Source organism: Pseudomonas sp. TE12234 (genome assembly GCF_054061835.1).
In genome coordinates this window covers 97,284-112,174 of record NZ_JBSSEP010000004.1, presented here as the reverse complement: position 1 = coordinate 112,174, position 14,891 = coordinate 97,284, and the positions used below count along the sequence as shown (strand labels likewise).

The window sequence follows — 14,891 nt, the reverse complement described above, 5'->3', positions numbered from 1 at the left end:
GACACAAAAAACCCCGGTCTTTCGACCAGGGTCTTTGCTATCGACTCGAAGTAGCGCAATTGGCTTTCTTCGTAGCTCCAAGGCGTTCAGTGGGCCTCGGAGCAGATATGGCGCAGCGGACGGGACTCGAACCCGCGACCCCCGGCGTGACAGGCCGGTATTCTAACCGACTGAACTACCGCTGCGTATCGCTGTGGACTTGCGTCCAGGTAACTCGTCTGATTGAAAACTCAGTAGCTTTTCAATCTCGAACCAGATGAATCTGACTCGGAAAATATGGCGCAGCGGACGGGACTCGAACCCGCGACCCCCGGCGTGACAGGCCGGTATTCTAACCGACTGAACTACCGCTGCGCGTCGGTGGATGCATTTCAGCTTCCATCTTGCTTTCGCAAGACTCTCGAGAGTGGTGGGTGATGACGGGATCGAACCGCCGACATTCTGCTTGTAAGGCAGACGCTCTCCCAGCTGAGCTAATCACCCGTTTGCATCTCCGAGGCCGCGAAATTTACGCAGGTAGCGAACCTAAGTCAATAGCAGGATTGAAGTTTTTCTGAAAAAGACAAAATCATGTCATTTCCGGCGGTGCTCGCCACGAGCGCCGGCAACCTCAAACCGCGACCGAGGGGCCCTTGCTGGAGTTACTCGCGGTAAATCATCTTCTTGGTCATGCCGCCGTCGACCACAAACTCCTGGCCCGTCACGAAACCGGCGTTCTTCGACAGCAGCCACGCGACCATCGCCGCCACGTCCTCGACCGTCACTACCCTGCCTGCCGGATGTTGCGCGTGATCGGCATCGGTCAGCGGCTCGGCGCGGCGCACCGAGGGATCTCGCGTATCGATCCAGCCGGGACTGACCGCATTGACGCGAATCTCCGGGCCAAGGCTGATCGCCAACGCGTGAGTCAAGGCCAGCAAACCGCCCTTGCTCGCCGCATACGCCTCGGTATCGGGTTCCGATTGCCCGGCGCGGGTCGATGCCAGATTGACGATCGCTCCGCTGTGAGCTCGCAAGTAGGGCGCACAGTGCTTGGCCAACAACATCGGCCCACTGAGATTCACCGCCAACACCCGATTCCAGTAAGCCAGGTCGAGGCTCTCCAGCGTGATGTTGTGCGGATCGGCTACCGCCGCATTGCACACCAGTGCATCCAGACGCCCAAACTGCCCCAGCACCTCGGCGACACCCAAAGCAACCTGCCCTTCGTTCGACACGTCCATGGCGATGAACCAGGCGTTTTCACCAAGGACCTTCGCCACTTTAGAACCGCGCACCCGATCCAGGTCCGTCAACACGACTTGCCAGCCCTCGCTGATCAGCCAGGCGGCTATACCCAGACCAATGCCCCGCGCAGCACCGGTCACCAGTGCAACGCGGCCATTGGAACCCCCTGGCGTGGCCAATTCGATCACAAGGCAGCCAACCCGCGCGCCAAGTCGGCTTGCAGGTCGGCCACGTCTTCCAGCCCAACCGCGATACGGATCAGGCTGTCACGAATGCCCGCGGCTTCACGCTCTTGCGGCGCCAGACGCCCATGAGAGGTGGTGCTCGGGTGGGTGATGGTGGTTTTGCTGTCGCCCAGGTTGGCGGTGATCGAAATCAGACGGGTCGCGTCGATAAAGCGCCAGGCGCCCTCTTTGCCACCCTTGACCTCGAAACTCACCACCGCACCAAAGCCCTTCTGCTGACGCTGGGCCAGCTCGTGCTGCGGATGGCTCTTGAGTCCGGCGTAATGGACCTTTTCGATGCGGTCCTGCTGCTCCAGCCACTCGGCCAGCTGCTGGGCATTGGCGCAATGTGCCTTCATCCGCAGATTCAGGGTTTCCAGACCCTTGAGGAAGATCCAGGCATTGAACGGGCTGAGGGTCGGCCCGGCGGTACGCAGGAAACCGACCACTTCTTTCATCTGCTCGCTGCGACCGGCCACGACCCCCCCCATGCAACGACCCTGGCCGTCGATGAACTTGGTCGCCGAGTGCACAACGACGTCGGCACCCATTTTTAGCGGCTGTTGCAACGCCGGGGTGCAGAAACAGTTGTCGACCACCAGCATCGCGCCTTTGGCGTGAGCGATTTTCGCCAGTTCGGCAATGTCCACCAGCTCGGCCAATGGATTGGACGGCGACTCGACGAACAGCAATTTGGTATTGGCCTTGATCGCTGCATCCCAGCCGGACAAATCCGCCAGGGGCACGTAATCGACTTCGACGCCGAAACGCTTGAAGTATTTTTCGAACAGGCTGATGGTCGAGCCGAACACGCTGCGCGATACCAACACGTGATCGCCAGCGCTGCACAGGCTCATCACTACCGCCATGATCGCGGCCATGCCGGTTGCGGTGGCCACGGCCTGCTCGGCGCCTTCCAGCGCGGCAATGCGCTCTTCAAAAGCGCGCACGGTCGGGTTGGTGTAGCGCGAGTAAACGTTGCCCGGCACTTCCCCGGCAAAACGCGCGGCCGCATCAGCGGCGGTACGGAATACGTAGCTGGACGTGAAGAACATCGGATCACCGTGTTCGCCTTCCGGCGTACGGTGCTGACCGGCACGTACGGCCAGGGTGTCGAACGCTACGCCTTCGAGGTCGCTGTCCAGTCGACCGGCATCCCAATCCTGACTCATGCTGTCACTCCTTGCCCTGCTCTTGAAATAAAAGGTCTTTGGTAGATACAAAACCGGCCCCTAGGGGCCGGTAATTACTCAGTTGTTGTACAGATCGATGATCGCACTGACCGCCTGGGTCTTGACCTTGGAGGCATCGTTACGTGCCTGCTCGATCTTGTTCAGGTAGGCCTCGTCGACGTCGCCGGTCACGTACTGGCCGTCGAACACGGCACAATCGAACTTCTCGATCTTGATCTTGCCGCCACCGACCGCTTCGATCAAGTCAGGCAGATCCTGATAGATCAGCCAGTCGGCGCCGATCAGGTCAGCCACGTCCTGGGTCGAACGGTTGTGGGCGATCAACTCATGAGCGCTCGGCATGTCGATGCCGTAGACGTTAGGGAAACGCACGGCTGGCGCTGCAGAGCAGAAGTAGACGTTCTTGGCGCCCGCTTCGCGTGCCATCTGAATGATCTGCTTACAAGTGGTGCCGCGCACGATGGAGTCGTCCACCAGCATCACGTTCTTGCCGCGGAATTCCAGCTCGATGGCGTTGAGCTTCTGGCGTACGGATTTTTTCCGCGCAGCCTGGCCCGGCATGATGAAGGTACGGCCGATGTAACGGTTCTTCACGAAGCCTTCGCGGAACTTCACGCCCAGGTGGTTCGCCAGTTCCAGGGCCGCGGTGCGGCTGGTGTCCGGGATCGGGATGACCACGTCGATGTCGTGCTCGGGGCGCTCGCGCAGGATCTTCTCGGCGAGCTTCTCGCCCATGCGCAGACGGGCTTTGTAGACCGACACGCCATCAATGATCGAGTCCGGACGCGCCAGGTAGACGTGTTCGAAGATGCACGGGGTCAGGGACGGGTTGGTCGCGCACTGACGGGTGTGCAGCTTGCCGTCTTCAGTGATGTAGACCGCTTCGCCCGGTGCCAGGTCGCGAATCAGGGTGAAGCCGAGCACGTCCAGGGAAACGCTTTCGGAGGCGATCATGTATTCGACGCCTTCGTCGGTGTGACGCTGGCCGAACACGATCGGACGAATGCCGTGCGGATCACGGAAACCGACGATGCCGTAGCCGGTCACCATCGCCACTACCGCATAACCACCGACGCAACGGTTGTGCACGTCGGTGACGGCAGCAAACACATCTTCTTCGGTTGGCTGCAACTTGCCGCGCTGGGCCAGTTCGTGCGCAAACACGTTGAGCAGCACTTCCGAGTCGGAGCTGGTGTTGACGTGGCGCAGGTCAGATTCGTAGATCTCCTTGGCCAGCTGTTCAACGTTGGTCAGGTTACCGTTGTGCGCCAGAGTGATGCCGTAAGGCGAGTTGACGTAAAACGGTTGAGCTTCGGCCGACGTCGAGCTGCCCGCGGTCGGGTAGCGCACATGGCCAATACCCATATGACCGACCAGACGCTGCATGTGACGCTGATGAAACACGTCACGCACCAGGCCGTTGTCCTTGCGCAGGAATAACCGGCCATCATGGCTGGTCACGATACCGGCAGCGTCCTGGCCGCGGTGCTGGAGGACGGTTAGCGCGTCATACAGCGCCTGATTGACGTTCGACTTACCGACGATACCGACGATGCCACACATGCGACGCAACCCCTACTTAATGGATCTGAACTGAACACAACTCACTGAGGCGTTTTCGCCATCGGCAAGAGGTGCTCCTTGAACGGTATTTCAGCGGGTACGCTGATACCGCTGGCAAGCCACTGACTGCTCCACCCGAGAATCAGGTTTTTGGACCAGTCTGCGACCAATAAAAACCTTGGTACGAGTTGGGACTCTTTCCACCACCCGTCCTGCTGTACCGGCCCCAGGCTCAACAGCCCGACCGCCACGACCACCAGCAACACGCCACGCGCGGCGCCGAAGGCCATGCCGAGGAATCGATCGGTCCCGGAAAGCCCGGTGACGCGTACCAACTCGCCGATAAGATAATTGATCATTGCGCCCACGATTAAAGTGGCGACAAACATGATGGCACAACCCGTGATCACACGAGCCGATGGTGTTTCGATGTATCCGGCGAGGTACTCGGACAATGAGCCACCGAACATCCAGGCAACGACTCCTGCGATGATCCAGGTCACCAGCGACAGCGCTTCTTTGACAAAGCCGCGGCTCAGACTGATCAATGCGGAGATGGCGATGATTGCAACGATCGCCCAGTCAACCCAGGTAAATGGCACAGTGCAGCCTACAGACGGATAAGGCGGCGCATTTTAGCAGAGCCCATGCTTATCGGTAAGCTGCGATTGTCAGTGCATTTCAAATCGGGGCGATAGATTTAGCCGCGCTCTGGCTGAAAGCGCACCACAAAACCCTTGAGGTTTTGCTGGCGGTTCAACAAATCACGCAGGCGATCAGCCTCGGCACGCTCGATCAGCGGACCGACAAACACCCGATTCTTGCCGTCGGAAGAACGGATGTAGGCGTTGTAACCCTGACTGCGCAGGGTTTTCTGCAGCTTTTCGGCACTTTCACGATTGGCCAGACTGGCCAGTTGCACCGACCAGCTGACCGACAGGCCATTGGCGTCGACACGACTTTGCATGGTATCCGGCTTACCCGGAGCGGCCGCAATCGGCTGGGCGGGAGCCGTCGCGGGCTTGGCGGCCGGGGCAGGAGGCGGCGTGACGGCTTTTACAGTTGGAGCCGGCACCGCCGACGCCTTTGGCGCGACAGGCGCTGCAGGCTCCTCATCCTGGGCAATTTCATCGTCACTTGGCACCGGTTCCTGCGGCAAAGCCTGGGGCTCGGGCACGACGACCGGTTCAACCTGAACCTGTGGCATCGCTGGCGCTTGCGGTGCAGCCGGCGCTTCAACCGTCACCTGGCGCTGCTCATCCTGACGGGAAAACAGCATCGGCAGGAAAATCACGGCCAGCGCGACCAAAACCAGGGCGCCGACCATGCGCTGTTTGTAAGCTTTATCCAGCAATGCCATTTGCCGCTTCCTCCGTGGAGCGCCGAGCCAACCACTCAAGGGCCTCGGCGACACAATAAAAAGATCCGAACAACAGAATTTCATCGTCGCTCGTCGCCAGCGAACACTGCCCTTCCAGAGCGGCTGCCACGCTGTCATAGGATGTTACCGAAGCACCGGTCTTTTCCAGCGCCCCCCGCAGATCGGCAACCGGCCGCGCCCGTGGCGAATCCAGCGGCGCGACAGCCCAGTGCTCGACACTAGCACTCAACTCAGTAATGACACCATCCAGATCCTTGTCCGCCAGCAACCCGAACACCGCCAGGCGCTTGCCCGCCGGCGGCCGGCTCGCCAGGCGACGGGCCAGATACTCCGCCGCATGGGGGTTATGCCCCACATCCAGCAGCAGGTTCAGACGCTTGCCCTGCCAGTCGAATTGCCGACGATCGAGACGACCGACGACCCGCGTTGCCTGCAGCGCCTGGATAATTTGCGCATCATCCCAAGCCAAGCCGAGCAGCAGATAAGCCTGCAATGCCAGCGCGGCGTTTTCCATCGGCAGATCAAGCAACGGCAGATCATGCAGCTCAACCGCACGCCCGTGGGCGTCCAGACCGCGCCATTGCCAGTTGTGATCGGTGATACCGAGGTCGAAATCGCGCCCACGCAGGAAAAACGGGCATTTGAGTTCGCGCGCTTTATCCAGCAGCGGTTGCGGAGGATTCAGGTCGCCACAGAGCGCGGGCGCGCCCTGGCGAAAGATACCGGCCTTCTCGAAGGCCACGGACTCCCGGGTATCGCCCAGGTAATCGGCGTGATCGACACCGATGCTGGTGACCAGCGCCATGTCGGCATCCACCACGTTGACCGTGTCCAGACGCCCACCCAGCCCCACTTCCAGCACCACGGCATCGAGCCCGGAGCGCTGGAATAGCCAAAACGCCGCCAGGGTGCCCATCTCGAAATAGGTCAGGGAAGTGTCGCCACGCCCCGCCTCGACCGCCGCAAAGGCTTCGCACAGCTCGGCGTCAGTGGCTTCAACGCCATTGACCTGCACCCGCTCGTTGTAACGCAGCAGGTGCGGAGAGTTGTAGACACCGACTTTCAGGCCCTGGGCCCGCAGCAACGAGGCCACGAACGCACAGGTTGAACCCTTGCCGTTGGTGCCGGTGACCGTGATCACCCGAGGCGCCGGCTTGCCCAGCCCCATGCGGGACGCTACCCGTTGCGAGCGCTCAAGGCCCATGTCGATGGCCGAGGGGTGCAACTGCTCAAGGTAGGCGAGCCACTCGCCAAGGGTACGTTGGGTCATACGTTGGCAGGCACCGGTGGAACCACGATCGGCTCGATGGGGGTCGCGACGAACTGGGGCGTCGGCAGGCCCATCATCTGCGCCAGCAGATTGCCCAGACGCGGACGCAGCTCCTGACGGTGAATGATCATGTCGATGGCGCCGTGCTCCAGCAGGAACTCGCTGCGCTGGAAGCCTTCCGGCAGTTTTTCGCGCACGGTCTGCTCGATCACACGCGGGCCGGCAAAGCCGATCAGCGCTTTAGGTTCGCCGACAATCACGTCGCCGAGCATCGCCAGACTGGCGGAAACACCACCGTAGACCGGGTCGGTCAGTACGGAGATGAACGGAATGCCTTCTTCACGCAGACGCGCCAGTACCGCAGAGGTCTTGGCCATTTGCATCAGGGAGATCAGCGCTTCCTGCATCCGCGCACCACCAGAGGCGGAGAAGCAGATCATCGGGCAGCGGTTTTCCAGCGCGTAGTTGGCAGCGCGTACGAAGCGCTCGCCGACGATGGCACCCATCGAACCACCCATGAAGGAGAATTCGAACGCCGACACCACCACCGGCATACCCAGCAAGGTACCGCTCATGGAAATCAGGGCGTCTTTTTCGCCGGTCTGCTTTTGCGCAGCGGTCAGGCGATCCTTGTACTTCTTGCCATCGCGAAACTTCAGGCGGTCCACTGGCTCCAGGTCCGCACCCAGCTCAACACGGCCTTCGGCGTCGAGGAAAATGTCGATACGGGCGCGTGCGCCGATACGCATGTGGTGATTGCACTTGGGGCAAACGTCCAGGGTCTTTTCCAGCTCCGGACGATACAGCACAGCCTCGCAAGACGGGCATTTGTGCCAAAGACCTTCAGGCACCGAGCTCTTCTTGACCTCGGAACGCATGATCGAAGGGATCAGTTTGTCTACTAACCAGTTGCTCATGCTTTCTTTCTCCAGTACCGGCGGCCCGAACGCTCTGGTTCGCAGCCCCGCGTATGCCCTTGAGCTAAATTCATGTGTGCGGCGATGATCGGTCAATGGCCGGGTCAGCGAAACGTGACCTGCGTACCACCCAACAACCCTCAGCCTTTTTGTACAGAGCAGTGGACGGCGGCAGTCTGCCAGCCGTCACATCAACGCACCGCGTTGATGAATGCCCGAATCTTCGCGTGATCCTTGATGCCCTTGCTTGCCTCCACCCCGCCGCTGACATCCACGGCATACGGCCGAACCCGATCAACTGCCTCGGCGACGTTATCCGGGGTCAAGCCGCCCGCCAGAATGATCGGTTTGCTCAAACCCTGCGGTATCAGTGACCAGTCGAATGCTTCGCCGGTTCCCCCCGGAACTCCTTCGACATAGGCATCGAGCAAGATCCCGCTGGCACTCGGATAAGCGTCACAAGCCGCCGCAATGTCATCACCGGCCTTGACCCGTAACGCCTTGATGTACGGACGATGCCAGCTTTCACACTCTGCCGCGCTTTCGTCGCCATGGAACTGCAACAGATCCAGCGGCACAACCTGGAGGATATCTGCCAATTCTTCGCGACCGGCGTTGACGAACAGGCCCACGGTGGTGACGAACGGCGGCAACGCCTGGATGATCGCGCGCGCCTGCTGAACCGTCACCGCCCGCGGGCTCTTGGCGTAAAACACAAACCCGATGGCATCGGCACCAGCCTCAACCGCCGCCAACGCATCTTCTATGCGGGTAATCCCACAAATCTTGCTGCGAACGGCTGACATGTCGATAAAACCTCACGGCAAATCCGGGAAAGTCCCGGATGGTAACAAAAGCGTTCGAGGGCGTCAGCCGTCAAGTTCGGTGAAACCGGTCAGGAAATGCGGACCGATGTAACGCTCGGGCAATTCGAACTCGTCGCGGTACTCGACCTGCACCAGATAAAGACCAAACGGGTGTGCCGTCACCCCGCCGGAGCGGCGAATACGGCTTTCCAGCACTTCCTTCATCCATTCGACCGGGCGTTCGCCGGCCCCGATGGTCATCAACACACCTGCAATGTTGCGCACCATGTGGTGCAGGAAGGCATTGGCGCGGATATCCAATACGATCATCTTGCCGTGACGGCTGACGCGCAGATGATGCAGCTCCTTGATCGGCGACTTGGCCTGACACTGCCCGGCGCGAAAGGCGCTGAAGTCATGGATGCCCACCAGGTACTGCGCCGCCTCGGCCATGCGCTCGACGTCCAGCGGACGGTGATTCCAGGTAATTTCTTCGTTCAGGTGCGCCGGGCGGATCTGATCGTTGTAGATCACGTAGCGATAGCGCCGGGCAATGGCCTTGAACCGTGCATGAAAATGCGCTGGCATGACTTTGGCCCAACTGACGCTCACGTCGTGAGGCAAGTTGATATTGGCCCCCATGACCCAGGCCTTCATCGAACGCTCGACCTGGGTGTCGAAATGCACCACCTGCCCACAGGCATGAACACCGGCATCGGTGCGCCCGGCGCAAAGCAGCGATACAGGCGAGTCGGCGACTTTCGACAAGGCGTTTTCGAGGGTTTCCTGCACCGTGAGCACGCCAGAGGCCTGGCGCTGCCAACCACGATAGCGCGAGCCCTTGTATTCAACGCCCAACGCGATTCGGAAAAAGCCGTCGGCCGCCATTTCGGCGGCCGGGTTATCTATATTTGCCAAGGAGTGACAGCCTGCTGATATACGCAAAGGCGGGCATTATAAGGCCGCAGGACGTGGACGCCAGTACAACCGCGCGCCCCTGGGGTAAAACAAAAACGGCAGCCTCACCGGGCTGCCGTTTTGTTTACAACGAGCCGATCATTCACGCCAGACGCGCCAACATCTCCTTGGCTTCGCTCTTCTGGCCGTCATCGCCTTCGATCACCACCTCATTGAGGATATCCCGGGCGCCATCGTTATCCCCCATATCGATGTAGGCCTGGGCCAGATCGAGTTTGGTGGCGACTTCGTCGGTGCCGGAAAGGAAATCGAATTCCGGCTCGTCATCTGCGGAAGCCAGCGCGTCTTGCGCCGTGAAACTCGGCTCGGCGATGCTGCCTGACAAGCTCTCCAGCTCGGCATTGACGTCATCCAGCTCCGCCGCGAAGGCATCCGGTGCCGCCATTTCGTCGGCCAGGGACAGGTCAAAATCGGCCGGCAATTCCAAATCGTCCAACGCCAGCTCAGGTGCTGCCGGGGTTTCCACGACCGGCAAGTCCTTTACGCCTTCATCCAGATCGAGCAGGAAATCATCTTCGGCCAGCATCGCCGTCGAGGGTTCCGCGCCAAGATCCATGTCCAGATCGAAGTCCGACAGGTCGTCGAGGTTTTCCTTGATTTCAGTCTGCTGCTGCTGCAACACCGACTCGAAACTCAGATCATCGTCGAGCGGAAAATCTTCCAGGTCTGCCAACGTCGTCGGCTCAGGTTCCGAGGCAGGCGCAGGCGTAACAGCCGCCGGAGTAATGTTGTCCAGGTCATCCAGACTCAGATCGAACGCGCTGTCGAAATCATCATCGGCCGGGGCCGGGACTTGCGGCTCGTCCTTCAACAGGTCCTTGACGTACTGCGCGTCCAGTTCGGCGGCGACAGCTGCAGCGGCGATACCACCGGCTGCGACCAGAGCCATGGCCGGGAAGCGACTTTTGAGTTTTTCGACCTGGGCGAAGTTGTCGCCATTGGCCACCAATTGGCGCTCCTGGGTCACGAACGCATCGCGGTCGCCTTGCTGACCGTAAACTTCCATCAGCTTCAGGCGCAGATCACTGCGCTGCGGCTCCAGCTTGACCCCCTCTTCCAGCAGCGCAGCCGCCTGATTCAAACGACCGGCAGCGATGTGCGACTGAGCCTTGCCCAACACGTCATCGGAGCGATCGGCGGCCGGAGCCACCAGTGGCGCCGCGATCGGCGGCGTTACCACAACCGGGGCGATAACCGTTGCAGGCGCTGGCGCAGGAGTCGGAGTCGGCGCGGTAGCGAGCTTCACGCTTGGAGGTGGAACCTCCAGGCCTTCGAAGCTGCTTTCCGGCAGGTCAAGATCGGAGGAAAACGGCTGTTCTTCGGCCAAGGCCCGGGCCATGCGCAGGTGTTTCTCGGCTTCTTGCTGGGCTTTGCGGCGGCGAGCCAGCAACAGCAGCAAAAGCAGCACAACCACTGCCCCGCCACCGGCCAGCCCCAACAGCCATGGGTTGGTCAGCAGGTCATTGAACTGCTTGTCGTTGGCGGCGGCCGGCGTCGGTTCAATGGGCTGTGCGACAGGCGCCGGAACCGTCTCGGGTGCCGCCGCAGTCGCTGGTGCTGCCGGAACCACTGGCGCAGGTGCTGCCGCAGGAGCAGGCGCCAGCTCAGCCGACATCGCCGGAGCGGTCGCTGCCGCCGGAGTATCAGTCGCGCCCTCAGCCTGCAATTTGGCCAGTTGATTGTTTTTCAGTTCGATCAGTCGCTGCAGCTTGTCCATCTGACTTTGCAGATCAGAGATGCGGCTTTTCAGTTCTGCATTGTCACGACGGGTCGTGTCGAGGCTTTCCTTGGTCACTGCCAGCTTGTTGTTCAGGGCCTTGGCATCACCGGCAGCGCCTTTACCGCGGGCTTTTCCGGATTCGGCGGAAACCAGGCTCAGCTTGTCGGCGGCGGTTTGCGCCGGAGCACCTTCGGCACGGGCTCGCCTGGTTGCATCGAGTTGCTGCTGCCCCGAACCCGGCTTCGCCACATAACGACGGCCCTGCCGCCACGCGGTGTTCTGCGCGGCCACTTCAGCAATCGCCTTGGGTTGCGGCACGCTGGTGCTTTGCGCCTGATCCGGCAGACGCAGCACCTGCCCGGTTTTCAGCCGGTTGATGTTGCCGTCGATAAAGGCATCCGGGTTCAGTGCCTGGATGGCCAGCATGGTTTGTTGAATCGAACCGCCATTACGCGCCTTCGCCGCGATCTCCCACAGGGTATCGCGCGGCGTGGTGGTGTGTTGGGACGGCTGGCTCGCACCGGTGACGGGCGCTGTGACAACCTGCGTCGGCGCGGGCTGCGCAGCCGCTTCGGCGGTTTGCGGCGAGAATTTGGACGGATCGAGCAGCACGCTGTAATCGCGCAGCAGGCGACCGTTGGGCCACATCACCTGAACCAGGAATTTCACCATCGGCTCGGAAAGTGGTTTGCTGGACGTCACACGCAGGATGCTTTTGCCACCGGCGTTCAGCACCGGGGTGAAGGTCAAGTCGTTGAGAAACGCCTGGCGGTCGACACCCGCCTTGGCGAACTCTTCAGGTGAAGCCAGGCTCGGCACCACTTCGGCAGCGGTGAGGTCCTTGACGTCGAGCAGCTCGATTTCCGCCACCAACGGCTGGTTCAGCGTTGATTTCAGGGTCAGCTCCCCAAGCCCGAGCGCATGCGCCATACCGGAGGACAGCGCCGAGGCGGCCGCTATTGCTAACACCAGTTTGCGAACTTGAACCATAGCTCATCCTTAGTTTGAACATTCCTCGGCCAGCGAGAAGGTGTTGATAGCCGCTGCCGTAAGGCATTGCGCGGCGGCGAGAGGTCGCCGCGCGCGATCGTTTCATGCATGCCCCGGAAAGCCCCGCAGGGTGGCTCGCCTTCAGCATTCCAGCCAAGCATAGCGCTGGTCGGAACCATTCGAAAAATTGTTGCCAAGTATCTTTTACAGCAAGTCTTTTATCAACAACTCAGCCAGCTGCACAGCGTTGAGCGCGGCGCCCTTGCGTACGTTATCTGACGTCAGCCACAAATTAAGTTCCGACAGGTCGTCGATACCCTGGCGTACCCGACCAACGTAGACCACATCCTGCCCCACCGCGTCACCTACCGGCGTCGGATAATCGCCAGCTTCGACCAGCTCAATCCCAGGCGCGTCCTCCAGTGCGGCGTTGACTTTCGCCAGGTCGACCTCACTCGCCGACTGCAGGGTCACACTAAAGCTATCGCCAAAAAATACCGGGGCTTGAATGCAAGTGACGGAAATCTTCAATGCAGGCAGGGACACGATCTGGCGCACCTCACGCACCAGGCGTTTTTCCAGCAGCGTATGACCCCGCTCGTCCGGCTTGCCGACCTGGGCCAACAAATTGAACGCCATCTGCCGATCGAAAAAGGTCGGCTCCAGGGGGCGCACGTTAAGCAACTCGGCGGTCTGCCGCGCCAGCTCGGTCACGGCCTCCCGGCCTTGGGCGGAAACCGCCAGGCACGCGGTCAGGTTGATGCGCTGCAGATCGATCAAACCCATTAACGGCGCCAGCACCACGGCCAGCGCGGTAGCCGATGGGCTCGGGCTGCTGATCCGGAATGGTTTTTTCAGACCGGCCAGTACGTGGGCATTGGCTTCCGGCACCACTTGTGGCGCCTGGTCGGCCGGCAACGCGCCGGACAGATCAATCACCGAGCAGCCGGCGGCCGTGGCGCGCGCGGCGAAACTGAGGGTCACGGCCGGGCCGGCGGCGAAGAACACCAACTGGACTTTGCCGAAGTCGAACTCATCGACTTCCCGCACCCGCACATTCTTGCCGCGAAACGGCACCGAGTGCCCTGCGGATTCACTGCTGGCCAACAAGTGCAGGTTGCCGACCGGAAAGTCGCGCTCCTCAAGAATCTGCACCAGTGTTTCGCCAACAGTACCGGTGGCGCCGATCACGGCAATATCGAAGGACTGGCTCATGGTTTTACCTCTGGCGAAACGGGGGGAGCGGCACTTTACCGACTGGTGGGGATGCAGGCAATTATGTGGCTCTGTTCTGGCCTCATCGCGGGCAAGCCCGTTCCCACAGGGTTCAGCACAATCCTAGTGCGAGCGGGCTTGCCCGCGATGACGGAACATCAGGCAACCCATCCACATCAGACTGTCTGGAATAAAAAAACCCGCACCTCTTTCAAGGCACGGGCTCTTTCACAGCTTCAATCGATCAACGCTCAAGCAGGATCCGCAGCATGCGACGCAGCGGTTCGGCGGCGCCCCACAGCAGTTGGTCGCCGACGGTGAACGCACCGACGAATTGCGAACCCATGTTCAGCTTGCGCAGACGGCCGACTGGCACGTTCAGGGTACCGGTGACCTTGGTAGGGCTCAGTTCCTGCATGCTGATCTCGCGGTTGTTCGGCACCAGCTTGACCCAAGGGTTGTGCTGGCTGATCAGCCCTTCGATATCGGCGATCGGCACGTCCTTGTTCAATTTGATGGTCAGCGCCTGGCTGTGGCAACGCATGGCGCCGATGCGCACGCAGATGCCATCGACCGGGATCGGGCTCTTGAAACGACCCAGGATCTTGTTGGTCTCGGCCTGGGCCTTCCACTCTTCACGGCTCTGGCCGTTCGGCAGTTCCTTGTCGATCCAGGGGATCAGGCTGCCGGCCAGCGGTACGCCAAAGTTTTCGGTCGGGTACGCGTCGCTGCGCATGGCTTCGGCGACACGACGGTCGATATCGAGGATGGCGCTGGCCGGGTCGGCCAGTTGATCGGCGACAGCGGCATGGGTCGCGCCCATTTGCTTGATCAGTTCACGCATGTTCTGCGCGCCGGCACCGGAGGCCGCCTGATAGGTCATGGCGCTCATCCACTCCACCAGACCGGCTTCGAACAGACCGCCCAGGCCCATCAGCATCAGGCTGACGGTGCAGTTGCCGCCGATGTAGTTCTTGGTACCTGCGTCCAGCTGCTGGTCGATGACCTTGCGGTTGACCGGGTCCAGGATGATGACCGCGTCATCCTGCATGCGCAGACTGGAAGCGGCGTCGATCCAGTAACCCTGCCAGCCGGCTTCGCGCAGCTTCGGGAAGACTTCGCTGGTGTAGTCGCCACCCTGGCAGGTCAGAATAACGTCGAGGGTTTTCAGCTCTTCAATGCTGTAAGCGTCCTTGAGCGGAGCAATGTCCTTGCCCACGGACGGGCCTTGGCCACCGACATTGGAAGTGGTGAAGAACACCGGCTCGATAAGATCGAAATCCTGCTCTTCCAGCATCCGCTGCATGAGCACGGAACCGACCATACCGCGCCAACCGATCAGACCTACACGTTTCATCGCAACTACACCTTCTTGAAAAGTGGGCCGCTGCTTTCGAGGGGTGAAAG

12 protein-coding genes and 3 tRNA genes are annotated in these 14,891 nt (G+C 60.9%); all 15 read right to left on the bottom strand.

The window, feature by feature from the left end; all coding sequences use genetic code 11:
- Nucleotides 1–108: 108 nt before the first annotated feature.
- A tRNA-Asp gene (locus ACVWYU_RS08570) sits at nt 109–185 on the bottom strand.
- Between the two features lie 92 nt (nt 186–277).
- Nucleotides 278–354 (bottom strand) — tRNA-Asp (locus ACVWYU_RS08565).
- A 53-nt stretch (nt 355–407) separates the two neighbouring features.
- A tRNA-Val gene (locus ACVWYU_RS08560) sits at nt 408–483 on the bottom strand.
- 158 nt (nt 484–641) lie between these two features.
- On the bottom strand, nt 642–1,415 hold the full coding sequence (locus ACVWYU_RS08555) for an SDR family oxidoreductase (protein ID WP_457372432.1): 774 nt from the start codon (nt 1,413–1,415) through the stop codon (nt 642–644).
- Nucleotides 1,412–2,623, bottom strand: a complete 1,212-nt coding sequence (locus ACVWYU_RS08550; protein ID WP_457372431.1) for an O-succinylhomoserine sulfhydrylase — start codon at nt 2,621–2,623, stop codon at nt 1,412–1,414. The genes ACVWYU_RS08555 and ACVWYU_RS08550 overlap by 4 nt, the downstream gene beginning before the upstream one ends.
- Nucleotides 2,624–2,701: 78 nt before the next feature.
- Complete coding sequence (purF, locus tag ACVWYU_RS08545; RefSeq protein WP_075945888.1) at nt 2,702–4,207, bottom strand: amidophosphoribosyltransferase; 1,506 nt, start codon at nt 4,205–4,207, stop codon at nt 2,702–2,704.
- A gap of 41 nt (nt 4,208–4,248) precedes the next feature.
- Nucleotides 4,249–4,809 (bottom strand): CvpA family protein, encoded by a 561-nt coding sequence (locus ACVWYU_RS08540; RefSeq protein ID WP_457372430.1) that lies wholly within the window; start codon nt 4,807–4,809, stop codon nt 4,249–4,251.
- 98 nt (nt 4,810–4,907) lie between these two features.
- A complete protein-coding gene (locus ACVWYU_RS08535) occupies nt 4,908–5,567 on the bottom strand; it encodes an SPOR domain-containing protein (RefSeq protein WP_457372429.1) in 660 nt (219 codons plus the stop codon).
- The gene (gene folC / locus ACVWYU_RS08530; protein ID WP_457372428.1) at nt 5,551–6,858 is read right to left on the bottom strand and encodes a bifunctional tetrahydrofolate synthase/dihydrofolate synthase; all 1,308 of its coding nucleotides are present in this window, start codon (nt 6,856–6,858) and stop codon (nt 5,551–5,553) included. The genes ACVWYU_RS08535 and folC overlap by 17 nt, the downstream gene beginning before the upstream one ends.
- Nucleotides 6,855–7,775, bottom strand: a complete 921-nt coding sequence (gene accD, locus ACVWYU_RS08525; protein WP_090318747.1) for an acetyl-CoA carboxylase, carboxyltransferase subunit beta — start codon at nt 7,773–7,775, stop codon at nt 6,855–6,857. The genes folC and accD overlap by 4 nt, the downstream gene beginning before the upstream one ends.
- Before the next feature lie 191 nt (nt 7,776–7,966).
- On the bottom strand, nt 7,967–8,581 hold the full coding sequence (locus ACVWYU_RS08520; RefSeq protein WP_090318744.1) for a phosphoribosylanthranilate isomerase: 615 nt from the start codon (nt 8,579–8,581) through the stop codon (nt 7,967–7,969).
- Nucleotides 8,582–8,644: 63 nt separating this feature from the next.
- Nucleotides 8,645–9,469, bottom strand: coding sequence for a tRNA pseudouridine(38-40) synthase TruA (gene truA, locus ACVWYU_RS08515; protein ID WP_090318742.1), 825 nt, complete (start codon nt 9,467–9,469; stop codon nt 8,645–8,647).
- A 172-nt stretch (nt 9,470–9,641) separates the two neighbouring features.
- Entirely contained in the window at nt 9,642–12,269 is a 2,628-nt protein-coding gene (locus tag ACVWYU_RS08510; RefSeq protein WP_457372427.1) for a FimV/HubP family polar landmark protein, read from the bottom strand.
- A gap of 204 nt (nt 12,270–12,473) precedes the next feature.
- The gene (locus ACVWYU_RS08505) at nt 12,474–13,484 is read right to left on the bottom strand and encodes an aspartate-semialdehyde dehydrogenase (protein ID WP_457372426.1); all 1,011 of its coding nucleotides are present in this window, start codon (nt 13,482–13,484) and stop codon (nt 12,474–12,476) included.
- Between the two features lie 244 nt (nt 13,485–13,728).
- The gene (asd, locus tag ACVWYU_RS08500) at nt 13,729–14,841 is read right to left on the bottom strand and encodes an aspartate-semialdehyde dehydrogenase (RefSeq protein WP_090318733.1); all 1,113 of its coding nucleotides are present in this window, start codon (nt 14,839–14,841) and stop codon (nt 13,729–13,731) included.
- Between the last annotated feature and the right edge of the window lie 50 nt (nt 14,842–14,891).

Bases quoted from the DNA above. Each gene is read 5' to 3' on its own strand.
- accD (WP_090318747.1), bottom strand. From the start codon at position 7,775: ATGAGCAACTGGTTAGTAGACAAACTGATCCCTTCGATCATGCGTTCC.
- ACVWYU_RS08510 (WP_457372427.1), bottom strand. From the start codon at position 12,269: ATGGTTCAAGTTCGCAAACTGGTGTTAGCAATAGCGGCCGCCTCGGCG.
- ACVWYU_RS08505 (WP_457372426.1), bottom strand. From the start codon at position 13,484: ATGAGCCAGTCCTTCGATATTGCCGTGATCGGCGCCACCGGTACTGTT.
- asd (WP_090318733.1), bottom strand. From the start codon at position 14,841: ATGAAACGTGTAGGTCTGATCGGTTGGCGCGGTATGGTCGGTTCCGTG.
- ACVWYU_RS08535 (WP_457372429.1), bottom strand. From the start codon at position 5,567: ATGGCATTGCTGGATAAAGCTTACAAACAGCGCATGGTCGGCGCCCTG.
- purF (WP_075945888.1), bottom strand. From the start codon at position 4,207: ATGTGTGGCATCGTCGGTATCGTCGGTAAGTCGAACGTCAATCAGGCG.
- ACVWYU_RS08550 (WP_457372431.1), bottom strand. From the start codon at position 2,623: ATGAGTCAGGATTGGGATGCCGGTCGACTGGACAGCGACCTCGAAGGC.
- truA (WP_090318742.1), bottom strand. From the start codon at position 9,469: ATGGCGGCCGACGGCTTTTTCCGAATCGCGTTGGGCGTTGAATACAAG.
- folC (WP_457372428.1), bottom strand. From the start codon at position 6,858: ATGACCCAACGTACCCTTGGCGAGTGGCTCGCCTACCTTGAGCAGTTG.
- ACVWYU_RS08520 (WP_090318744.1), bottom strand. From the start codon at position 8,581: ATGTCAGCCGTTCGCAGCAAGATTTGTGGGATTACCCGCATAGAAGAT.